This is a genomic window from Alteromonas sp. Cnat3-28 (assembly GCF_022348265.1).
Taxonomy (GTDB): domain Bacteria; phylum Pseudomonadota; class Gammaproteobacteria; order Enterobacterales; family Alteromonadaceae; genus Alteromonas; species Alteromonas macleodii.
In genome coordinates, this window is record NZ_JAKREY010000004.1 from 213,027 (window position 1) to 234,542 (window position 21,516).

Genomic DNA, 21,516 nt, shown 5'->3' on the forward strand with positions numbered 1-21,516 from the left:
AGACCCGGATCTTTTTTCTTAAATAAGAATAAGAGATCCCATGTATAAAACACTTTTCACACTTTCACTGCTTGCTAGTTCCGTTGCGGCCTATGCGCAACAAACCAATGTAAGTAACACTTCAGATAGCACGCCATCAGATATTGAGCGCGTCATCGTATCTGGTGATTTTCGTCAAACTACACTCGACCAGTTAAGTGCTAGCGCGACCATTTTAGATCAAGAGCGTCTTCGCAGTAGACAGCCGAGCCATATCGACAGTGTGCTAAACAGTATTCCAAACGTAAACTTTGCAGCTGGTGCGTCTCGCGGCCGCTTCGTGCAAATTCGCGGTATTGGAGAGCGTAGTCAGTTCGCCGAGCCTATCAATCCTTCTGTAAGCTTTATCGTCGATGAATTTGATTTTTCAGGCCTTGCTGCGGCAGGTCTTATTTTTGATACTAAACAACTAGAGGTATATCGCGGACCTCAGGCTACCTTATACGGCACAGGTGCATTGGCCGGAGCGGTTAAACTCTCCAGTAATGACGTGGGTAGCGACGCCCCAGACTACGTTGAAGCCCGCATTGGGAACAAAGAGAGTTACCGTATTGAAGGCGCCACTGGTGATGATATCAACACGGATTGGGGCTATCGTGTTGCGCTGGTTCATAATCGCAGTGATGGCTTTGTAGAAAATACGTTCTTAAATAGAAGCGATACCGCGAATATCGATGAAACCGCACTGCGCTTTGCCGTTGAAGGCAGCGTAGATGAGCGAACCACACTTGCACTTACTTATCGCTGGTACGATATCGATAACGGTTACGATGCATTCTCGCTAGACAATGACAACAAAACGCTGTCTGATGAACCAGGATTTGACGAACACCAAACCCACGCTGTTAGCGCGCGCTCTACAACCAATACAGCAGCGGGCGACTTTATTCTAATTGCCACCCATGCTTCTCACAATATTGCTTATGGCTACGATGAAGACTGGACATTCACAGGGTTTCACCCGTGGGGTTACACGTCTTTTGACGCCTATTATCGTGATGTAGAAACACAGACCGGCGAGATGCGTTTCGTGTCCTCTGCCAGTGCCGCACTTTTTGATGGTATGACTGACTGGACAATAGGCGTATTTTATAAAAGCACGGAAGAAAAGCTGCTACGTCAGTACACTTATTTGGATAGTGACTTTGCCAGTGAATACACGCCTACGACGACCGCTATCTATGCTCAGACTGAAAGTCGTTTGAACGAAAATTTAGTACTTGTAGCAGGGTTAAGAGTAGAAAACTACGATTTTGATTACGCTGATAACAACCAGCTTACTCGCGCGTTCGACACCACCATGGTAGGAGGGAAAATCGCGCTTCAGTATACACAGGGCGATCACTTCTATTACGGCAGTATTTCACGCGGATATAAAGGTGCAGGTTTTAACCCCGACAGCCGCGTGAATGACAATCAGCGATTCTTCGACGAAGAATATAACTGGAACTACGAAGTAGGCGTTAAGGGCCCATTATTTACACCTGACCTAATTGCTCGCGCTGCAATTTTCTATATGGATAGAAAAGATACTCAGGTGAGCGATTTTGACGTTATCACTCGTGATGACGGTACGGCAGGGTTCGTAGATATTATTGATAATGCTGATTTAGGAACAAACAAAGGAGCCGAGCTGGAGCTTAGCTGGATTGCTAGTGATGCATGGCAGCTAGATGCAAGTGTTGGATATCTAAGCGCTACCTTTGAAGGGTATACGCTTGCAGACGGTACTGAAGTGTCTGAGCAAAGACAGGCTCAATCACCTAAGTGGACCGCAAACCTGTATAGTGAGTACGCACTTACAGATAACATGCTCTGGCGTGTAGATGTAGATTACAAAAGCGAATACCGTTTTTCTGACGGCCATGATGTAACCTCGCCAAGTACTACGCTGGTTAATTCGGAGATTGTGGTGTTACACGGTGATTGGCAGACATCATTGTGGGTACAAAATGCCTTTGATCGTGAGTTTTACACCCGTGGATTCGGTGGTTTCAGCAACGACCCTCGCGATGAGTATGCCTTCGATGAGCCATATTACCAAATAGGTAACGGTCGTCAGTTTGGCGTTACTGTTAAGTACGCGTTTTAAAATAAAAGGAAACAGACATGCAAGTTATGGTTGAACTGTCGTTGTACCCATTGGTTAACGAATACATTCCACCTATTCAAGATTTCATTGATAGGTTAAATAGCTATAGTGATATTGCAGTTTCAACAAGTTCAACCAGCACGCAGGTTACAGGTGACTATGGTGTGGTTATGAAAGTACTTGGTGAAGAAATGCAAAGGACCCATGAAGAAGTGGGGCAGGCTATTTTCGTTGCTAAGTTTTTAAATTTTGATGCCATGCAATCTAGAAAATCATCTTAATGGCTAACTTTTTTTCTGAGTTCACTTCTCAAATTGCCGCTACTTCACTGTTAGAGTGGGTAGCGGTTGTCCTCGCTATTGCCTATGTGCTGTTAGCCGCAAAACAGAACAGCTGGTGTTGGCTGTGCGCCTTTGTGAGTACCGCAATTTACACCTGGCTATTTTGGCAGGTGACTTTGCCATTTCAGTCTGCGCTTAACTTCTTTTATATGATAATGGCGGGATACGGTTATTATCAGTGGTCGAAAGGGGCGGAAGATGGCGATGTTAAGCCAGTGCTTCATTGGCCGTTCTGGGCTCATTTGCTCATTGTGCCGAGTATGTTATTGCTCGCTTGGGTTCTGTCTGAGGTGGCAGGCTCACAGTTCAATAGTGAGTACCTACTATTAGATGCGAGCATTAATTTATTGAGTGTAGTCACAACATTTATGGTGGCGCATAAAATCCTGCAAAATTGGGTTTATTGGTTTTTCATCAATTTAGCGTCCGCCTATTTATACCTGCAAGTGGGTTATGCATTATCTGCTTGCCTGTTCTTAGGCTATGTTGGTTTTGCGGTATTTGGGTATTACCAGTGGCTAGTACAATATAAAAAACAAGGTGAACAGGTTGGATATCATCGCCACGCTGCAAAAGGCGCTTAATCTTAGCGACAGTGCGAAAATTTCGTCACACCCTGCTGGAGCGGTAAATCACGTTTACCGCGTTCAAGAGCTCGCAGATAGTCAGTTACCCTTGATTGCAAATAACCTTCAAAGTAGTGGGCAACCAAAGTCGGATCATAACCCTGTCGACTTAGCGGTGAAATGGATGGGCGATGATGACTTTAGTGGGGTTAATCGTGCGCACCAATTTGCTTTGCAGCAACAGCTTTATAGGTTGGGAGTAGCGCCGCAACCTATATGGTTAAGCGATGATGAAACCATCTGGGTTGAACAGTGGCTAGAGCACAGTGACAGTGCGACGCTTTCAATGCTTGAGCTGGCCAACACCCTCGCTCGTATTCATTCTTTGCCCATTACCGCTAGGCCATTAGATTTAGCATCAAGATGGCAGCATTATATTGATGTTGCACAGCTCGATATGAGCAGTGAACTTTATTTAAAAGCCCAATCATTGCGGAAACAAGTAATAAAAAGTGAACAAGACGATGAAGATTATGTGTTATGTCATAATGACTTGCTAACTAATCACATATTACTGAGCGCAGATAACTCATTCAAAATTATTGATTGGGAATATGCCGCCATGGGAAACCGCTACTTCGATTTAGCAAGTTGCTGCCTTATCAATAAACTTGAAATCAATGAAAGTAGAGAGCTCGTTAAGCATTACGCCACGCTAATGAATATCGATGAGCACGACGCGATAGCGAAATTTGATCTGCACACCGAGATTGTCGCTATCACTAATGACCTGTGGTTTGCTGCGCTTAACGCCAATAAGGTCTAATTGTCATAAACTGCTCCGCATTTAAAAGTGACGCTGCATAGAAGTCGGTTTAAAAGCGGGAAATAAGACAAAACACAGGTGATGGATAAAGCCTATTTGGTGTTATTCGATTGAAAAAACAGCGCATTGCGTGTTAATTAAGCATGCAGTGCATGGTAGTGATAAAAAGGCTTTACCTTTTTAATGTCATCCGTATAATGCACAGCGCGCTAGGGGTGTAGTTCGAATTGGTAGAACAGCGGTCTCCAAAACCGATGGTTGGGGGTTCGAGTCCCTCCACCCCTGCCACTTTCTCTTCTTATGAACGTTTACGTTCAAATCCTAAATCGTTTCTTTGTTAAATTCTTCTTCAATCGTATCGGTTTTTATTGCTAGTACTTAATTTGCTGCAGCTGTTTTATTTCCTCTTATACCAAGGGCTAGGCATTATAACTTCGCGAATAATGCTTAAGAATCAACCCTTATGAATTAACGCTTGAGCATTAAACAGCAAGTACAATCCGAGCAAAAGAACGCGATAGTTATTCAACCAAGCCTGCAACTTTAGTAAACTAAACAAATACAATAAACTATCCACGTTAGGTGTTTTTGCGCAATGTCTCTTACTTCATATCAGCAGGCGGTTTTACAGGAAATGGGGATCCCGGTTTGGATCACCAAAGACGCCTACACTGAGCTAAAGCAGGAAGACCAAGCGAAACAAAACAATACTAATGCAGTACAACGCAACGTCGGCACTGCTAGTAGTTCATCGGCACAATTACCCTACAGCCAAAACGCTCAAACTAATAAGCCGCCTTCAACACCAATATCTCAAGAAGAAAAGCAATCACGTCTTGCTCAGTTGCGGGCAAATGTTGGCAGTAGCGCGAAAGATAAGGCTAAGCCTAAAGACGGCGGAGCAGCAAAACTTTCCACACCTGGCGGGTCGCACAATGACGGGAAAGCAGGGCAAACCGAAACAGGTGCTTCACAGTCACACAACATTTCGCCGTCTTTCGACAATGCGGTTACCTCGCAAGAGTCTTTAACAAAGTCTATTGGCGCAAAAGGGCCGGTATCGCCTGAAGGTATCCCGTTAAGTGCCGAACAGAAAGCTAAATCACAGCAATGGCTGAAGGACTTGCAGCTAGCCTGTGTTCAGTTGGGTATACCGTCACAGTGGGCTAGCACCATAATGATTGGCCGTACGCTATCGGTAACCGAAACGGCCATTATATTGCCAGCCACACCGCTTAAACTCACAACTGTGCAAAAACGGGAGCTGTGGGCGCAGCTTATCAGCGCAGCACGCGAATTAAACCACTCCGCTAACGGACAGTAGTCGCGTCGATGGAGTTAACAATCGTACCGCCACAAGGCTTTAACGAGCACATTGAACTTGCTCATGCTATCCATCAAGAGGCACAAGTGTCGCCTTGGAAACTAAGTACCTTCGCGGACTGTTTCACCAAACCCTATTACGGGGTGTTTGCCTTTGAAAATGACAAGATTGTTGGCTATGCCATCATGCTTGAGGTCGTTGATGAAGCTACGCTGATGGATATTGCGGTAGACAGTGGCGCAAGAGGCAAGGGTGTAGGTCGCGCTTTAGTTGATTTTGTCATTGAGACATCGGTAAAAAATGCAATGCGTGAAATGTGGCTAGAAGTGCGTGAAAGTAATGATACTGCTATTGCGCTTTACGAGAGCTCGGGGTTTGAGCATATAGAAACCCGCAAAAACTATTATACCGTAACAAGTAATGATGACGGGCATGACAAGAGTAATGGAAACAGCGTACAAAAAGAAAACGCTAAAATCATGAAGTGGACAAACCTCTCCTTCTAATATTCCCGTATAGCAAAGTTTCCACAAGGTTTTAAAAAGTTGACCATTTGGTCGATAAATTGGCGTGTTTGCACGGTCAGGAAGGTTTTAATCCCTTGCTAATTCACTTATATTTGCGCCCTCAAAATTCTCCGCCTACATTCAGCTTACCAGGCGGTAGAAACTTCTCTTAACGCAGTTCGTGTATTTGGATTTTTTAAAACGCATGTCTTCATCATCGGTGACGGAAAAAGAGCAATCAAAAGGCATTAAAATGCTTTTGGTTGCGGTGTTGTGTTTAGGACTTAACTGGCCAGGCATGAAATTAGGGCTTGAGATTGTAGGGCCTGTATGGATGGTGTGCTTGCGCTTCTTGTTAAGCCTTCCCGTACTCGCGCTGTTTGTACTTATCACCAAAAAACGTTTACCGGTGCTCAATCGTAAAGATCGCTCGGTGGTGTTTGTCGTTGCCTTTTTCCAGTTTATCCTATCAATGGGGCTTATTACTGTCTCACTGCAGTTTATTCCTGCCGGCACGGCCAGTATTCTTATTTACACTACACCGCTTTGGATGCTGCTTATCGACACTCTATGGTATCGGCAACGTCCGCCTTCTAAGCGATTAATTCTAACCGGTATATCTACCATTGGCTGTGCAATGATTTTATTTGCTTCGGGACAACCGGGCGCATGGCTACCGCTCTTTGGTATGTTGCTGGCATCTGCATTGTGGGCGGTCGCTATTCGAAGAGTGTCTTTTCATAAGTGGAAGGGAAGCGTCATTGAAGCTGTCTTCTGGCAGTTTACCATCGCAGGTTTCGCCATGCTTGCTATTGCACTGATAGTTGAACCAACACCTAATTTTGGGGCTTACGATATAAGCGATTGGTTACTATTGGCGTATATTGGGCCAGTGGCAACGGGTCTCGGTTTTGGCCTCATGGTAGCGGCGGGGCCTAAATTACCCCCAGATAAAATTGTTCTTATTAGTACACTCACGCCGATAGTTGGCTATGTAAGCTCTGTGATATTGCTCAAAGAAACGCTACTGCCTATGGTTATGGCCGGCGCAATATTGATGATAGCCGCGCTAATAGTAAATGGCCTTCCTCAAAGCACACTTAAAAAGATATTAGGTAAAGGCCACGCGAAATAAAGGTAAGTTAAAGAGTTAGTCGAGGCTGTATAAAATCTAAAAACGCAGAGATACGAGACGATACTGCACTATTTTTATAGTATACCGCTTGTACCGACTCTCTGCGGTTTGGACTGACGATATCGTCGCGAAATAGCGCTACCAGCGAGCCTGCACTGATATCTTTGTGTACCATAAAGTGAGAAAGTAACGCGATACCTTGACCTGCCAAGCACAGCTGGCGAATAGTTTCGCCGCTTGACGCACGAAGACTGTACTGCAAGTTAATATCTTGCTTGAGCGGCCATTTATTTAGACTTGGTGAGTCGCTAAAACCAATCAGTTTGTGTTTGTTTAGCGTGCTAATTCCATCCTCACCTTCAGATATGGGATATTTTTCAAGATACTGTGGGCTTGCCACAATATGCAGCTTACTTTTTCCTAAACGTCGAGCGTGCAAGTTAGAGTCGCTTAAATCACCAATACGTATTGCGATATCGGTTTTATGTTCCAACAGGTCGATAATGCTGTCGTGACTGGTGATATCGAGTGTTATGTCAGGAAATGCTTCTCGAAATTCACCCACTAACGGCGCTAGCTGGTGGAACACAAAGGGGCTCGCAGCATCAACCCGAAGTTTTCCAGAAGGGGCGCGTTTTAATAGCCGTAATGCTTCTTCACCTTTTTCTAATATATTTAGCCCGTCTCTGGCATATTGCAGGAAAAGCTCACCTTCTTCTGTTAATTCCAGCCTTCTGGTAGTGCGATTCAATAGGGTTACATCTAAGCCATCTTCAAGACGGGTAACTGCTCTACTCACTTTTGCAACCTGCTGATTGAGTAGATTGGCAGCACTGGAAAAACTACCTGTATCCACAACGGTTAGGAACGCTTCTAAATCTTCAGTTTTTGATGAGACTGGCATCGCACACCTTATATTTTCAAATATCGCAAAAGTATTTTGTCATTAGTGCTGTTTTTTGCAAATAAATTTGTCGTCAAACTTTACGCACTTTATTAATGGCTTTCAAAAAACGGTGTAGTTATTCGTTCTAGAAGCCATGGTGGCGTTGTTAATCAAGCCATCTCGTTAATTACTTTTTGAGGATAATTGAAATGCCTATTGCATTATTTGCGTTAACGTTAAGTGCGTTTGCTATTGGCACAACAGAGTTCGTGATAGTGGGGCTTGTCCCCACCATTGCTACTGATCTTGGCGTTACGTTACCGAGCGCAGGCTTACTGGTAAGCTTGTACGCCGTTGGTGTTGCCGTTGGCGCACCGGTTCTTACCGCCCTTACGGGAAAGTGGAATAGAAAGCATGTTCTACTTAACTTAATGGCGCTATTTGTGGCTGGCAATATTCTTGCTTGGCAAGCGCCTAGCTACGAGAGCTTAATTTTAGCTCGCATTTTGACAGGCTTAGCGCACGGTGTGTTCTTTTCCATAGGGTCAACTATTGCTACAGGGCTAGTGGCGAAAGAAAAAGAAGCCAGTGCTATTGCCATTATGTTTACGGGCTTAACTGTAGCCTTGGTTACTGGCGTACCTTTGGGTACCTGGATTGGTCAAAACTTCGGTTGGAGAGCAACCTTCCTTGTGGTTTCCGCGCTTGGCACACTTGCGCTAATAGGCAGTGCGTTGCTGGTACCGAACAATCTTAAACAAAGTAAACCGGCCACCTTGAGTGAACAAATGAAGGTGTTGGTTCAGCCTCGTCTGGTATTAGTGTATCTAATGACGATATTGGGCTATGGCGGCACATTTACGGCATTCACCTATCTCGCTCCTATATTGCAGGAAGAGGCTGGGTTTGCGCCCTCAGCTATCAGCTTAATTATGCTGGTTTACGGTGTGTCTGTCGCGATAGGCAATATTTATGGCGGCAAGCTTGCTGACAAAAAAGGCCCAATCCGCGCGTTAACTATCATCTTTTCAGCCCTTGCGGTCATCTTGTTTGCCCTGACATTTACCATGGGCAGTAAAGTTGCCGCAGTGATCACCGTTTTAGTGTGGGGTGCCTTTGCCTTTGGCAATGTTCCAGGACTTCAGGTGTACGTTGTTCAATTGGCAGAGAAGTTTACCCCTAATGCTGTTGATGTCGCTTCAGGTTTAAATATCGCGGCATTTAACATTGGAATAGCTGTGGGCTCAATTCTAGGCGGTGCAATTGTAGACGGTATGCAGTTATCTGATACCGCGTGGATTGGTGCAATTATTTCTGTTGCAGCGTTACTTGTCACGCGCTACAGCGGCCACTTAGACAAGCGCGCACTCAGTACTGCGAATACGGCGAATAACACAACGAGCGCGTAGGGAGGCCACAATGACGACAAATACCTTTGATAAGCTTGCACAACACACGTTCTCAGTAGGTGTAGAGCTTCCGCTAGATAACGACTAGCGCAAGAACCTGGAAACCAATTTCAAAGCGCTTGAACTTACCTTAGTCGCTGACGATATCGCAAAGATTGACGCGCTAGATTGTGGCGACCGTCAAGCTAACCCAGATTTTTCACCTGCGTGGGACTAATCGGAAAAATCACTGTGTTAAGGAGCTTTTATGCAAGCTAACGTTTGGCAATTTGAACAAGCTGGCGCATCGCTGGTAAAACAGGTGCGCGAGTTTTCTGAGCCGAAGGCAGGGCGTATTGTCGTGCGCAACTATGCTATTGGCATTAACCCAGTTGACTGGAAGTTTATCGATGATAACCCGCGCGACTGGGAAAAAGGGCACATTCCCGGTGTGGACGGTGCGGGTGTTGTTGTCGCTGCATGATTATGGCGATTTGTCACAGTGGCAGCGTTTGGTGAAAGACGGTGAGGCTCTACTTGAGCAAGTTGCTGCGCAAACGTTGGTTGTCGAAATACCTAACGTGTTTGAATTCGATAATTTGAACAACGCGCTGCAATTTTCAAAAGAAGACAAGCGAAAGGCAGTGGTTGCGGTTTCATAAAGCCGGAATGATTAAGGTCCTTCTCTATCCTTAGCGATCTAAAGGGCTTCCTCTGCTCGCCTAAAGGCTTCGACGATATCGTCGAAGCCTTTTACTCTTTGTCACAGTCCTTTAACTTAGCCCGCTAGGCTTGCAGGACTGTTTCGCGATTAAAAGGCTTCCATTTAGATCAAAATTTGTACACCAAAGGTCAACAGGCCCTAGAAGTAGCAAATCAACTTTTCGTCCACAAATTTTAACCAGTAAGCGTTATAACTACAGGTCTTTTAAGTAAACGTGTGGTGTCGTGTAGGCTGGAATTTGTTAAGTAGACTGTGTACTACATAAATAACGCACAGGCTAAGTGCAATAGCTACGACTACCGATGAAAAGCGATACAGCGCACTATAAATAATATCCTGTTGTGGAGAGAGTGACTGGCCGTACAAAATGCCAAATGTGGTAAGTACGCCAAAGCCCGTGCCAGCACCACCACCGCTAAGCACATGCTGGCGGCTGATGAAAAATACCAATATCCATAAGCTGAAACTTGCGAAAAACAACGTGTCACTGTAGTTGAGTAAAATGAGCTGGGCGAGCAGGGCAAGATTACATCCAATTAGCGTGCCCAGCGCTCGCTGCCAGCCACTCAATGTGGCTCCTTTCCAACACAGTGGAAAAAGAATCAATACACTTGCTGCTTGTGCTGATATCGAATCTACTAAGTCGAAGGTTTGAAATACAGCAAACGATAGCGTGGCGACAGTGGTGCACAATATGACTTCGTGGCGAATACTTGCTTTATCTTTTGCCGCTTTGGGCAAAGGCGTGCGTGGCTCTTCATCGGGAAAAACAATATGCAAAGCGAATGCAATTATCAATGCCAACAGAATTGCACCGATGTTTGATATCACTAATGCGTAGATATCTATTCCATCGCTGCCGTAGCTGGCAAAGTGAAGCTGCAGCGAAAGTCCTACAAGGGAAAACGCACCGAATAAATACAGCGTACCTTTACTCATTTGCCAAAACAGAAAAGCGAAAGTGATGGCGATTAGCGGCGTGATCAGCAATGGGTGGCTCCCAAACAAGCCGTATACCACTAAAACAGCTGCCGCCGGAAAAATGGTTGCTGCAAGAAATTGTCGAATAATGTGACCATTTAAAACGGCTACCAGTCCAAGCAACAAAATAGGGTACAAGGTAAAAAATATCGGATTAGGCCAATCCAGCGCTTTCGATATAGCGAAGCCCAACGTGGCGCCGGAGGCGATCCTAAGCATCTGCTGGACATCATTTTTACTTAGCTGTGAATCCATAATTTAAGTCTAATAAATGAAGTGCAGCAGGCTTATAAAGTGAATTTGAATGTGCGCTGCCACACTTTCAATAGGGTTGTCTGGAACTATCTGCACGGTAGCGCGAGCGCCACTGGTGAGGTGGTTTAACGATATTTCTTGTTCTTCAAGCTTAATGTGGACACGTTGGCGCTGTGCATCTCGTACCCATCGATTCGACTTTTCAACGCTTGCAAGGGTGCCGTTGGCGGCAAGTTGGCCGTCGCTTACACCAGCTTCAAATTCTTCCACTTTAGCTTCAAATACTTTGCCCGGTAGTGCATCAAAAACGACGTTAGCGCGAATGCCTTCTTTTACATTGGCGAGTGATTTCTCTCGAAAATCTGCAACCACATCTAGCGTGTTATCGACAACTGAGGCAAGGGGCGTACTTTGTTTAGCATAAGTGCCTTGAGTTACCTGCATGTTTGCCATTTTGCCGTCATGCGGTGCTTTAATTTTGGTATAGGCTAAGTTCAACTCTGCCCGTTTAACCGCATTTACCGCTTCTAGATATTTTAGGTTTTTGTCACCTTGCTCACCTCTTGCAACAACTTGCTGGTTTAGATCGGCTTCAAGCGCACTAATTTCAGCTTCAGCGCTTTTAAGTTGCGCGTACGCTTTGTCCACGTTTTGTTGAGATACCGCTTTAGTTTGAACTAAGGAATTAAGTCGTTGAAATTCATTGTTGCGTTCGTCGTAAACCGCCGATGCAGCCTCTATTTTGGCTCTAATCGCTTCCGCTTTTGCATCTATCTGAGCATTCTCTAACTCTACATTTGCCAAATCAATTTGCGCCTTTTCAAGCGCAATTAGGTAAGGTGTCTCATCAATGATAAATAAAACCTGCCCTTCCTTGACGGTTTGGTTATTTTTGACAAGCACCTCGTTTATCGGCCCATTTATCTGAGGAGAGATTTGCGTGACCTGATGATAGACTCTCGCCTGTGGTGTCATTGGCATGCGTATATCTGCAATAATAAAGTAGATAAAACAGATGGCAAAAGCGACTAAAGCCAGCTTTATGTACCTAGCAAATTCCTGATCTGGGGTTCGTTGACTCACTTAAGTGACTCCAATAATTTTGCGGCATTAACTTCAATTTTTTGAACACATTTAGCCATAATGCGTAACTCTTCTTCAGATACTCCTGCGTACACTTCATCTCGCAGCGCCATCAATGTACTTTCGATATCATTCATTCGACCTTTGCCCATATCTGTGAAGTAAAGTAAGCGACTTCGTTTGTCGTTAGTATCGGTAACGCGTTTGATTAACCCGGTAGTTTCGAGCTGTTTAATTGTGCGAGTTAAGCTAGGCATTTCTATTTCCAAGCTTTCAGCCACCATCTGTTGCGTACAGCCCTCACCAAGTAATGACATGTGAATCATTACGCGCCATCTAGACTCTGTAAGGTCGAGATGAGCGACCGATTCAGTGACAGTTCTTCTGCACTTTTGCGCAGTGCGGGCAAAAAGCGCAATAAGTTGAAGTGGCATAGGTTCTGAAAATGACATGTAAAAACCGTTGATTTACTTAGCATGCTAACTATTTTATTTGTTTAGCATGCTAAGTAAATGCCATTGAGATGAGAAAGAGATTTTGCAAGTTGAGCGTGAATTGAACGGGTGAAGGCTCTCCATCGAGCAGGAAAATGTGGCTATTTGTCTTACGGTGCCTGAAAATCAGGTATACTCTCTCAGTCCTTTTTAAGTTAATACAGCCTTTGTGGTGTGATTAAAGCGTTAATAACGACTTTAGCTTTTTGAGATATCGACGGCTCACGGGAACTGAATCTCCCGTCTTCATTAGAAGCGTAGCAAGGCCATTATCCAAGAGTTTAATTTCCGCAACGCATGATAACCTCACCAAGTATTGCCGGTGACACCGAACAAGCGCGGTTCTCTCTTCTAAGATTTTCAATGTGAGCTGCGTGTCTGCTTGTTGTTCTAGCGATCTAACATGTACGCCCGCCACATCGCTGTAAGCAAACTGAATATCAGATTCGGGCAGCAGTAATATGCGCTGATGACCTACGCAAGGAATATGTACTAATGTGGGGGAGGCAATGGCGTCAATGTCAGTTTGGGGCTGAGTTCTCTTTTTAAGCCTGGCGAGTGTTTTATCAAGCCGCTCTGGTTCCACAGGTTTGAGCAAGTAATCAAACGCGTTATCTTCAAATGCCTGAAGGGCATACTGTTCAAATGCGGTGACCAGCACAACATAAGGCATGGTGTCTAAATCAAGCATAGCCAGCATATCGAGTGCTGGTCAGAATAGCTGGCAGCGGCCAATAATCCCACCGACATGAAAATAAGAAGGGCTCCGAAAAACGGATAAAAACGACCAATAATTTTATCTACGGGAACAATGGTAGCCAAAATATAGTAGGCAAAAATAATGGCGACCATGGTGCCAACTTCAACGTGCCATGATGTCTGATCATTAACGAGATTTGTGATCATGCCTGCGGGCGCAGAGACAAAAACCACACCTACCAGTAGAAGCAGCACAATAGCGAACAAGTTCATAAAGTGCTTAGCGCCTCGGCCCAAATAACGGCCAGATAAGCTAGGCACAGATTCGCCATTGTTGCGAACTGACAGCATGCCTGAAAAATAGTCGTGAACAGCGCCGGCAAAAATGCACCCTAATACAATCCAAAGCATGGCAGCTGGGCCATATAGTGCACCCATAATAGGACCAAATATAGGGCCTACGCCAGCAATGTTCAGAAGCTGAACGAGATACACCTTCGGTGTAGACATGGGAACAAAGTCTACGCCGTCTTTTTGGCTATGTGCAGGAGTGGGGCGTGCAGGTGTGACGCCAAATACCTTCTCAACAAAGGCGCCATATATAAAGTAGCCAGCAATAAGCGCGGCTACGCAAATTAGAAACAATATCACAGGGCGTTGTCCTTATTTTTATAAATAGGGTTTATAAAAAGGGTCTGTCACTTGTGTTGTAAACGGTGTGTACAACAATGTTTGAAATAGGTCAACGATGTGAAAGTGTGTATGCATGAAAAAAAGCAGTGAGTGGTCGCATAGCAAATTAAGCGGTAGGGAGTATGTAATTTCGCTCTACTGTTACGTGCAGTAAAATGCTAAAATCCGCGCAATTAATTACCAAGCCGTATCAAGCGTTTTACCGCAATACTGAATTTGCGCGGAAAAGCATTGCTTATCCGTTATAAAACGCGCCTGTAAGTAATTGGTTTACAGGGATAATAGATAACGAAGATAAGTATTGATGTCAGATAAGAAGCTTCTAGAAGAGATTAAAAAGCGACGTACGTTCGCAATCATATCGCACCCGGATGCGGGTAAAACCACGATTACCGAAAAAGTATTGTTATTCGGACGCGCCCTGCAAACTGCCGGTACCGTTAAAGGTAAAAAGTCAGGTCAGCATGCTAAATCTGACTGGATGGAAATGGAAAAAGAGCGTGGGATCTCGGTAACCACCTCGGTCATGCAGTTTCCATATAGCGATCACTTAGTAAACCTGCTGGATACTCCGGGGCACGAAGACTTTTCTGAAGATACCTATCGAACACTGACGGCGGTTGACTCATGCCTTATGGTTATCGACGCCGCGAAAGGTGTAGAAGACCGAACCCGTAAACTTATGGAAGTCACCCGTTTGCGCGATACGCCGATTGTGACTTTCATGAACAAGCTTGACCGTGATATTCGCGATCCTATGGAACTGCTCGATGAAGTAGAAACCGAGCTTGATATCCTGTGTGCACCAATTACTTGGCCAATTGGCTGTGGTAAGAGCTTTAAAGGTGTATATCACCTTCACCGCGACGAAACTATTTTGTATCAAAGCGGCCAGGGTCACACTATCCAAGACGTGCGCATCATCAAAGGGTTAGATAACCCTGAGTTAGATACTGCAGTAGGAAGTGACCTCGCTGAAACCTTGCGTGACGAGCTTGAGCTTGTACGCGGTGCATCTAACGAATTTGAACAAGAGCTTTTCTTGGAAGGCCAGTTAACGCCAGTATTTTTCGGTACAGCATTAGGTAACTTCGGTGTTGATCATATGCTTAACGGTTTGGTTGAGTGGGCACCTGCGCCACTTGGCCGCGAAACCGAAGAAGGGACTATCGAAAGTACCGATGGTAAGTTCAGTGGCTTCGTATTTAAAATTCAGGCCAACATGGACCCGAAACACCGTGACCGCATAGCATTCTGTCGTATTGTGTCGGGCAAGTACGAAAAAGGCATGAAAATGCGCAACAGCCGTTTAGGTAAAGATGTGCGTATTTCGGATGCATTAACCTTCTTGGCTGGTGACCGTTCATTACTAGAAGAAGCCTATGCCGGCGATATCATCGGCTTGCACAACCACGGAACCATTCGCATAGGGGACACCTTCACGTCAGGCGATAACTACCGCTTTACGGGTATTCCAAACTTTGCGCCTGAGCTATTTAAACGCATCCGCTTGAAAGATCCGCTTAAGCAAAAGCAACTGCTGAAAGGGCTGATCCAGCTTTCTGAGGAAGGGGCGGTACAGGTGTTTAGACCGCTTGCCAACAACGATTTGATTGTTGGCGCAGTAGGTGTGCTTCAGTTTGACGTAGTTGTCGCTCGCTTGAAAGCCGAATACAACGTAGACGCGCTTTATGAGCATATTAACGTGAGCACTGCCCGCTGGGTTTACTCTGACAATGAGAAGAAGCTTGATGAATTCCGCCGTAAAGGTGAGCAAAACCTTGCACTAGATGGCGGCGATAACTTGACGTACATCGCACCTACTATGGTGAATTTACAGCTAGCGCAAGAGCGCTACCCTGATATTCAGTTCAAGAACACGCGCGAAAATTAAGCTAATAAAGATTAAACAAAGACACAATATATTATGAATATACATGCACTATTAGTTAACCGTTTCACTGAAGCTCTACAAGAAATGGGCGTAGAAAATGCGCCAGTACCAGTTTCGCGCAGCGCTCGACCTGAATTTGGTGAATATCAGTTTAACGGCGCGATGGCGCTAGCCAAGCAGCTTAAGCAAAAGCCGCGCGATATTGCAGAGAAAATTGTTGAGACTGTAAAGCTCGACGATATTGCCAGCAAGCTAGAAGTGGCGGGCCCTGGTTTTATCAACGTTCATTTAAATGACGAATGGCTGTCTAATCAGTGTGAGTTGTCGCTAACCGACCCACGTTTAGGTATTGCTAAGTCAAAAGAACAAAACATTGTTGTTGATTACTCATCGCCTAACCTGGCCAAAGAAATGCACGTGGGCCACCTGCGTACTACTATCATCGGCGATGCTGTGGTTAAAGTGCTTGAGTTCTTGGGCCACAACGTTATTCGTCAAAATCACATGGGCGACTGGGGCACACAGTTCGGCATGTTGCTTGCGCACCTTTCAGACAAGCTACAAGATGAAGTGGCTGAAACTGCGCTCTCTGATCTAGAAGACTTTTACCGCGAAGCCAAAGTACGCTTTGACGAAGAAGAAGGTTTTGCCGACCGCGCCCGTGAATACGTAGTTAAGCTGCAGGGCGGTGACGCTCAGTGTCTGGCGCTATGGGAAAAGTTCATTGACGTGTCTATTGCTCACTCAGAAGAAGTGTACGACAAGCTAAACGTAAGCCTGACCCGTAAAGATATTATGGGTGAGTCGGCTTACAACGACGATTTAGCCAACGTAATCAGTGACCTTAAAGCGAAAGGCCTTGCAGTAGAAGACCAAGGTGCGCAGGTGGTGTTTATACCTGAGCTTGCTGATAAAGAAGGTAACCCTGCGGTTTACATCGTTCAAAAGTCGGGTGGCGGCTATTTATACGCAACGACAGACCTTGCGGCAATGCGCTATCGCAGCGGCAAGTTAAACGCTGACCGTACGCTGATTCTTACTGACGCGCGTCAGGCACTGCACTTCAAGCAAACTGAAATTGTGGGCCGTAAAGCGGGCTTTATGAAAGAAGAGCAAACTTACGAGCATTGCCCATTTGGAATGATGCTAGGCAGTGACGGTAAGCCATTTAAAACGCGTACTGGCGGTACAGTTAAACTGGTCGAATTGCTTGATGAAGCCGTTGAGCGTGCGGGCAAACTTATCGCCGAGCGCGACAACGATTTAAGCGAAGACGAGCTTAAAGAAGTCGCTCACAAGGTGGGTATTGGCGCTGTGAAATACGCTGACCTATCTAAAAACCGCACAACTGATTACATGTTTAACTGGGACTCCATGCTAAGCTTTGAAGGTAACACGGCGCCTTACCTTCAGTATGCTTATACCCGTGTGAAAAGCTTGTTCAGAAAAGCGGGTGTGGATATGGCCACCATGCCAGTAGATATCAATATTGCTGAGAAACAAGAGCACGCGCTAGCTGTATTACTTATGCAGTTTGAAGAGGTGATTGGTACAGTATCTCGTGAAGCCACGCCTCATGTACTGTGTACTTACCTCTATGATGTGGCTTCAGCGTTTATGTCATTCTACGAAGCATGCCCGATGTTAAAAGACGGTATTGAGCCAGCTGTACGCGATAGCCGTCTAGCGTTGTCAGCTCTGGTTGCCAAGACGCTAGAGCAAGGATTAACCCTACTTGGCATCGAAACACTAGAAAAAATGTAGTGTTCGCGGTACAACATACATATTGATAACAAAGAGGCTGACATTGATTGTCAGCCTTTTTTTATGCGAAACATAAGCGTCAACCCTACAACGCTCGTTTGCGCTAATCGTGATCCTTATACCAGTGGGCATAGATTATTGCGTACTCAGCGAGATTTAAAATGTTCGTAATCGCGGCGAGTAACCGCAGGTACAGTGGTATTACATTTCGATTAGAACCAATAGGGCGATAGCTTCCTATAAATCAGACAATTAGAACACTACTTAAATTAACGACAGGAAACTCAAATGACTAAGATCCTTGCATTTGCAGGTAGTACCCGTAAAGGTTCATTCAACCAAGCTATTATGAAGGTTGCCGCAGAGGGCGCACGTGAAGCTGGCGCAGAGGTTACCGTTATAGACCTCGCTGACTTTCAAATGCCGTTGTTTAATGAAGATGAGGAAGCCGAGTTTGGTATGCCTGAAAAAGCACAGGCGTTCAAAGAATTGCTAATGAGCCATCATGGTTTTCTTATTGCTTCACCAGAATACAACTCAAGCTATCCCGCACTGCTAAAGAATGCCATCGACTGGGCATCGCGCATGGGGGAAGGCGAAAAGCCATTACAAGCATATCGCGGTAAGGTGGCTGGAATTATGGCTGCGTCTGCTGGTGGGCTAGGCGGCATGCGCGTGCTGGTGGTACTGAGAATGTTACTTGAAAATCTAGGTACCATGGTGCTGCCGAACCAAAAAGCTATTGCGAAGGTAAATACGCTTATGGAAGATGGCGCAATTACGGATGAAAAGACGATTAAGCAGCTTAAAAATTTGGGTAAAGAAACTGCCGAGCTTGCCGCCAAAGTAAAATAGCTGAAACTAGGTAATCAAATTTGAAGCCTACTAAATTAAGACTGGCCACCTTGTAATTGCAGTATCTACACGTGGCTAGTCTTCGGTGAATGTTCGAGGTTTTAGTTTTGTGCACGGTTAGTTGAGGGTGCTTAAATTCAACTTTTAGCGTGTTACTATAAAACAAATCATTACTGCAAAATCTTCTACAGACGCACATATCTCCAAAAATAAAATATCCATGAAACTTACTCAAGAAATAATAAATCAAGCAATGCAGGCGTTCGGTGCCGGTGAATTTAGCCGAGTCATATCGACGCTTTCTCCTGTCTATGAGCAGCATCCAATGGCAAAAATGGTATATGCTACGGCACTAGGAAAGGTTGCTGAATTTACTACGTCGTTTGAAATATTTGAAAGCCTTCAGTCTGATTATCCTCAAAATACTGATGTGGCGTATAATTATGGGCTATTGCTAAAAGAAGCTGAGCGGTTTGATGACGCACAAAAGCAGCTTTCAAAAGCGATAGCAATTAACCCAAACTACCACGTTGCTTTTCATGCACTTGGAAATTTAATGTCTGAGCTTGGCCGAAATGAAGAAGCACAGTTAGCATATGAAAAAGCAATAGCAAAAAATCCTAAAAATATTCAGTACGGACAAAGCCTGAGTAAGTGTCTTTATCAGCAGGAAAAATGGTCTCAGTTGGTCGCGCATATTAAAAGAGAGGATCTTCATCTAAGCGATAAACTTAGCGCTGAACTGTATACAGAAGCATGTTACAGAATTCATTCGAGAGGAGAATTAGCTAAGCAGAGTAATATGCTAAGTTCAAGGTACTCAGATTCTTATTCGATCCACTATTTTTTGGCGTTGTCAGCATTGGAGTCGAAGCGTTACGTTCATGCAAAGCGTCATCTTGAAAAATCACTTTCCCTCGATGATTCATCGGATAAAGAAGAGTTACTGACGTATTTAGACTATGTTTCTTGGCTACTCAATGCCACTAAAGACAACCTTGATGTCCTCAATAGAAAGTTTGAAAACACCGATAACATTCAGTTACTAGAGCTGGCCTTTAACATTAACGAAAACAGGCGTGAGTTAGCTGAAGCTGAGAAGTTTCTTGGCAAAATTCAATTAATTCAAGCTGAAGGCGACAAGGAGCAACACGAGTTAAAACGTTCGCTGTTGGCCTTCGCAAAAGGAGAGTTTGAAGAGGGGCTGCGAATTAACGAGCACTTCTTAGTAAAACAACCCAAAAGCCTTCCTCATCTTTACCAGAAGATTAGAACCCTTGAAAAGCTTAAGCGTTTTAGCGATGCCGAAGAGGTCATCAGGTTTATCGCACATAACGTGAATAACCTTCATTCCAGTAAATTCGCAGATTTGTCCTCTGGCGTCATGCTCAATGGTTTTGATGTATCACCTTCTCCTATCGTTAACACGTCAAGTAACAGCACAAACATTCTCTTTATTGTTGGATTTCCTCGTTCGGGAACGACATTGATAGAAAGTTTGTTACTTAAAAATGCGAATGTTGAGTTATTAGAAGAAACAGATGCCGTAGAAACCTTCTATAACCAGATGGTTGAACGCGAGATTGTTGACCCTGAGACGGGTGATATAAAGCGTACAAACCAAAGTGAACTAGACGCTTTGGCAAATGACTATCTTGAGCATTTAACGGCTTATTCTCCTAGTGTTGACAGCAATAAACTCATCGTAGATAAGATGCCGCTTAACTTCCCTTATTTACCTGCAATGTTGACCTTGTTTCCTAACGCAAAAGTACTTTGTTGCCTACGTAACCCGAAGGCAGTTGCGTTGAGTTGTTTACAGTTCGAGGAAATAAACTTGTACACCGTTGAGCAATTCGCTGAGGCTTATAATAAAGTCTTCACGTGCTGGGAAAAAATGGAACCAATTTTAAGGGACAGAGCAATAAGCATTAAATATGAAGATGTTGTTGCTGACCCTGAATCTTCTATAGCGTCCATATATCAGTTTTCAGGGCTGACAGAAGGGGAGACTAAGACCTTAGAAAGTAATAGTTCGCCTTTGTTCCAAACACCGAGCTACTATCAAGTTAGTCAACCAGTGTATAAGTCTTCAATGCAAAAGTATGAGAACTATCCAACGCTTTTCTCTGAATGTCCCCCTCTTTTAGATGAATGGGAGCAAAAGTGGGGATATTAAGAAAGTAAGTATGAATGGGTGTTAGCGAAGGTAATGGGCGCTGGCTATATAGAACGGCTCAATGTTTTCTTTCCACCCAATCACAGTTACCAGTTAATAGGACAGTTTATACATTCGTCCATGAAAGTGCCCTGAAATGTTGCGTAGTGGATGCGCGTGCCGGTTAGGTTCGCTCGATACAAACTTGCATCGTTCAGTTTTGCTTCCTGAATATTGGCGTTAATCAGTGAAGCACCTTCAAAGTTTGCTTTGTTCATCCAAACCCGCTCTAAGCGTGCGGCACGTAAGTTGGTGTTTACCATTGTCGCACCTGATAAACGCGCTTGGTCCAGGTTAGCACCTGAAAAGTTGGAGTTAGTGAAATCAACCCCTTGACCGAAAAGCGCCCAGCCATCTACGCCTTCTAAGTTAGCGTTGCGAACTTTTGAGCTGCGTAAATCTGCGTGTTTTAAGTTGGCGGTAGCTAAATCAGCGTGATCTAGGTTACTTTTCTTAAACGTCGCATAGCTTAAGTTGGCGTGCCTTAAATCTGTTTTGTTGAACTTAACGTTGGTGAATACTGCCCCGTGCAAATTTGCATGGCTCAAATCAGCACCGCTTAAGTCTGTATCGCTACACACTGTCTTTGGTTTTATTTCACATCCGTTGATAATTTTCACGTCATCTTCGAAATCGGGAATGGCACTGGCAGTTGCTGAATATAGGACAACTAATAATATGGGGAGTTGTTTGGTTGCTTGAAAACGTAAGCGCATGAGAGCTCCTTAATGCCAAGAGGCGTTTTCACCGCCT

At 44.7% G+C, this 21,516-nt stretch carries 20 protein-coding genes, 1 tRNA gene and 2 pseudogenes; 16 read left to right on the forward strand and 7 right to left on the reverse strand.

Annotation, left to right across the window (positions count from 1 at the left end; translation table 11 throughout):
- The first annotated feature begins 40 nt into the window (after positions 1 to 40).
- The 8 genes from MHM87_RS06350 (at position 41) to MHM87_RS06385 (ending at position 6,829) form a co-directional block, all read left to right on the forward strand.
- Positions 41 to 2,131: a TonB-dependent receptor gene (locus MHM87_RS06350; RefSeq protein WP_239258119.1), complete on the forward strand. Its 2,091-nt coding sequence runs from the start codon at positions 41 to 43 to the stop codon at positions 2,129 to 2,131.
- Between the two features lie 17 nt (positions 2,132 to 2,148).
- Positions 2,149 to 2,412, forward strand: a complete 264-nt coding sequence (locus tag MHM87_RS06355) for a hypothetical protein (protein WP_014948708.1) — start codon at positions 2,149 to 2,151, stop codon at positions 2,410 to 2,412.
- Positions 2,412 to 3,056, forward strand: a complete 645-nt coding sequence (gene pnuC / locus MHM87_RS06360) for a nicotinamide riboside transporter PnuC (protein ID WP_039226441.1) — start codon at positions 2,412 to 2,414, stop codon at positions 3,054 to 3,056. The genes MHM87_RS06355 and pnuC overlap by 1 nt, the downstream gene beginning before the upstream one ends.
- On the forward strand, positions 3,013 to 3,864 hold the full coding sequence (locus MHM87_RS06365; RefSeq protein ID WP_239258121.1) for a phosphotransferase: 852 nt from the start codon (positions 3,013 to 3,015) through the stop codon (positions 3,862 to 3,864). The genes pnuC and MHM87_RS06365 overlap by 44 nt, the downstream gene beginning before the upstream one ends.
- 211 nt (positions 3,865 to 4,075) lie before the next feature.
- Positions 4,076 to 4,152, forward strand: a tRNA-Trp gene (locus MHM87_RS06370).
- A gap of 307 nt (positions 4,153 to 4,459) precedes the next feature.
- Positions 4,460 to 5,188, forward strand: a complete 729-nt coding sequence (locus MHM87_RS06375; protein WP_239258123.1) for an alanine acetyltransferase — start codon at positions 4,460 to 4,462, stop codon at positions 5,186 to 5,188.
- Positions 5,189 to 5,196: 8 nt separating this feature from the next.
- Positions 5,197 to 5,694 carry a ribosomal protein S18-alanine N-acetyltransferase gene (gene rimI / locus MHM87_RS06380; protein ID WP_239258125.1) on the forward strand — a complete coding sequence of 166 codons (498 nt, stop codon included), beginning with the start codon at positions 5,197 to 5,199 and terminating at the stop codon, positions 5,692 to 5,694.
- 205 nt (positions 5,695 to 5,899) lie between these two features.
- Complete coding sequence (locus MHM87_RS06385) at positions 5,900 to 6,829, forward strand: DMT family transporter (protein ID WP_061096344.1); 930 nt, start codon at positions 5,900 to 5,902, stop codon at positions 6,827 to 6,829.
- A 7-nt stretch (positions 6,830 to 6,836) separates the two neighbouring features.
- Here the strand turns inward: MHM87_RS06385 and MHM87_RS06390 are convergent, their stop codons facing one another.
- Positions 6,837 to 7,733: a LysR family transcriptional regulator gene (locus MHM87_RS06390; RefSeq protein ID WP_014948715.1), complete on the reverse strand. Its 897-nt coding sequence runs from the start codon at positions 7,731 to 7,733 to the stop codon at positions 6,837 to 6,839.
- A gap of 191 nt (positions 7,734 to 7,924) precedes the next feature.
- Between MHM87_RS06390 and MHM87_RS06395 the strand changes: the two genes are divergently transcribed.
- The 4 genes and pseudogenes from MHM87_RS06395 to MHM87_RS06405 all read left to right on the forward strand — a co-directional run bounded on the left by MHM87_RS06395 (position 7,925) and on the right by MHM87_RS06405 (position 9,765).
- Positions 7,925 to 9,124 (forward strand): MFS transporter, encoded by a 1,200-nt coding sequence (locus MHM87_RS06395; protein ID WP_239258127.1) that lies wholly within the window; start codon positions 7,925 to 7,927, stop codon positions 9,122 to 9,124.
- An 88-nt stretch (positions 9,125 to 9,212) separates the two neighbouring features.
- Positions 9,213 to 9,341: pseudogene (dkgB, locus tag MHM87_RS19980) on the forward strand (2,5-didehydrogluconate reductase DkgB); the annotation flags it as partial.
- Between the two features lie 30 nt (positions 9,342 to 9,371).
- Positions 9,372 to 9,587 (forward strand): hypothetical protein, encoded by a 216-nt coding sequence (locus MHM87_RS06400; RefSeq protein WP_239258129.1) that lies wholly within the window; start codon positions 9,372 to 9,374, stop codon positions 9,585 to 9,587.
- A complete protein-coding gene (locus MHM87_RS06405; RefSeq protein WP_231506428.1) occupies positions 9,574 to 9,765 on the forward strand; it encodes a hypothetical protein in 192 nt (63 codons plus the stop codon). Before MHM87_RS06400 ends, MHM87_RS06405 begins: the two co-directional genes overlap by 14 nt.
- Before the next feature lie 266 nt (positions 9,766 to 10,031).
- Here the strand turns inward: MHM87_RS06405 and MHM87_RS06410 are convergent, their stop codons facing one another.
- The 5 genes and pseudogenes from MHM87_RS06410 to MHM87_RS06430 all read right to left on the reverse strand — a co-directional run.
- Complete coding sequence (locus MHM87_RS06410; RefSeq protein WP_239258131.1) at positions 10,032 to 11,063, reverse strand: DUF2955 domain-containing protein; 1,032 nt, start codon at positions 11,061 to 11,063, stop codon at positions 10,032 to 10,034.
- A gap of 9 nt (positions 11,064 to 11,072) precedes the next feature.
- Complete coding sequence (locus MHM87_RS06415) at positions 11,073 to 12,146, reverse strand: HlyD family secretion protein (protein WP_239258133.1); 1,074 nt, start codon at positions 12,144 to 12,146, stop codon at positions 11,073 to 11,075.
- Positions 12,143 to 12,598: a MarR family transcriptional regulator gene (locus tag MHM87_RS06420; protein ID WP_014948722.1), complete on the reverse strand. Its 456-nt coding sequence runs from the start codon at positions 12,596 to 12,598 to the stop codon at positions 12,143 to 12,145. The genes MHM87_RS06415 and MHM87_RS06420 overlap by 4 nt, the downstream gene beginning before the upstream one ends.
- Before the next feature lie 220 nt (positions 12,599 to 12,818).
- Positions 12,819 to 13,313, reverse strand: a complete 495-nt coding sequence (locus MHM87_RS06425) for a LytTR family transcriptional regulator DNA-binding domain-containing protein (RefSeq protein WP_239258136.1) — start codon at positions 13,311 to 13,313, stop codon at positions 12,819 to 12,821.
- Positions 13,250 to 13,990, reverse strand: a pseudogene (locus tag MHM87_RS06430) (carbon starvation CstA family protein); the annotation flags it as partial. The gene MHM87_RS06425 and the pseudogene MHM87_RS06430, both read right to left, overlap by 64 nt.
- A gap of 346 nt (positions 13,991 to 14,336) precedes the next feature.
- Between MHM87_RS06430 and prfC the strand changes: the two are divergent.
- From prfC to MHM87_RS06450, 4 genes are all read left to right on the forward strand, one after another.
- The gene (gene prfC / locus MHM87_RS06435; RefSeq protein ID WP_239258138.1) at positions 14,337 to 15,926 is read left to right on the forward strand and encodes a peptide chain release factor 3; all 1,590 of its coding nucleotides are present in this window, start codon (positions 14,337 to 14,339) and stop codon (positions 15,924 to 15,926) included.
- 33 nt (positions 15,927 to 15,959) lie between these two features.
- Positions 15,960 to 17,690 (forward strand): arginine--tRNA ligase, encoded by a 1,731-nt coding sequence (gene argS, locus MHM87_RS06440; RefSeq protein WP_014948727.1) that lies wholly within the window; start codon positions 15,960 to 15,962, stop codon positions 17,688 to 17,690.
- 288 nt (positions 17,691 to 17,978) lie between these two features.
- Entirely contained in the window at positions 17,979 to 18,545 is a 567-nt protein-coding gene (locus tag MHM87_RS06445; protein ID WP_239258140.1) for an NAD(P)H-dependent oxidoreductase, read from the forward strand.
- Between the two features lie 220 nt (positions 18,546 to 18,765).
- Entirely contained in the window at positions 18,766 to 20,724 is a 1,959-nt protein-coding gene (locus MHM87_RS06450; protein WP_239258142.1) for a sulfotransferase, read from the forward strand.
- A gap of 86 nt (positions 20,725 to 20,810) precedes the next feature.
- Here the strand turns inward: MHM87_RS06450 and MHM87_RS06455 are convergent, their stop codons facing one another.
- Entirely contained in the window at positions 20,811 to 21,479 is a 669-nt protein-coding gene (locus MHM87_RS06455) for a pentapeptide repeat-containing protein (protein WP_014948730.1), read from the reverse strand.
- Between the last annotated feature and the right edge of the window lie 37 nt (positions 21,480 to 21,516).

Bases quoted from the DNA above. Each gene is read 5' to 3' on its own strand.
- MHM87_RS06350 (WP_239258119.1), top strand. From the start codon at position 41: ATGTATAAAACACTTTTCACACTTTCACTGCTTGCTAGTTCCGTTGCG.
- MHM87_RS06355 (WP_014948708.1), top strand. From the start codon at position 2,149: ATGCAAGTTATGGTTGAACTGTCGTTGTACCCATTGGTTAACGAATAC.
- pnuC (WP_039226441.1), top strand. From the start codon at position 2,412: ATGGCTAACTTTTTTTCTGAGTTCACTTCTCAAATTGCCGCTACTTCA.
- MHM87_RS06375 (WP_239258123.1), top strand. From the start codon at position 4,460: ATGTCTCTTACTTCATATCAGCAGGCGGTTTTACAGGAAATGGGGATC.
- rimI (WP_239258125.1), top strand. From the start codon at position 5,197: ATGGAGTTAACAATCGTACCGCCACAAGGCTTTAACGAGCACATTGAA.
- MHM87_RS06385 (WP_061096344.1), top strand. From the start codon at position 5,900: ATGTCTTCATCATCGGTGACGGAAAAAGAGCAATCAAAAGGCATTAAA.
- MHM87_RS06390 (WP_014948715.1), bottom strand. From the start codon at position 7,733: ATGCCAGTCTCATCAAAAACTGAAGATTTAGAAGCGTTCCTAACCGTT.
- MHM87_RS06395 (WP_239258127.1), top strand. From the start codon at position 7,925: ATGCCTATTGCATTATTTGCGTTAACGTTAAGTGCGTTTGCTATTGGC.
- MHM87_RS06400 (WP_239258129.1), top strand. From the start codon at position 9,372: ATGCAAGCTAACGTTTGGCAATTTGAACAAGCTGGCGCATCGCTGGTA.
- MHM87_RS06410 (WP_239258131.1), bottom strand. From the start codon at position 11,063: ATGGATTCACAGCTAAGTAAAAATGATGTCCAGCAGATGCTTAGGATC.
- MHM87_RS06420 (WP_014948722.1), bottom strand. From the start codon at position 12,598: ATGTCATTTTCAGAACCTATGCCACTTCAACTTATTGCGCTTTTTGCC.
- MHM87_RS06425 (WP_239258136.1), bottom strand. From the start codon at position 13,313: ATGCCTTATGTTGTGCTGGTCACCGCATTTGAACAGTATGCCCTTCAG.
- prfC (WP_239258138.1), top strand. From the start codon at position 14,337: ATGTCAGATAAGAAGCTTCTAGAAGAGATTAAAAAGCGACGTACGTTC.
- argS (WP_014948727.1), top strand. From the start codon at position 15,960: ATGAATATACATGCACTATTAGTTAACCGTTTCACTGAAGCTCTACAA.
- MHM87_RS06445 (WP_239258140.1), top strand. From the start codon at position 17,979: ATGACTAAGATCCTTGCATTTGCAGGTAGTACCCGTAAAGGTTCATTC.
- MHM87_RS06450 (WP_239258142.1), top strand. From the start codon at position 18,766: ATGAAACTTACTCAAGAAATAATAAATCAAGCAATGCAGGCGTTCGGT.
- MHM87_RS06455 (WP_014948730.1), bottom strand. From the start codon at position 21,479: ATGCGCTTACGTTTTCAAGCAACCAAACAACTCCCCATATTATTAGTT.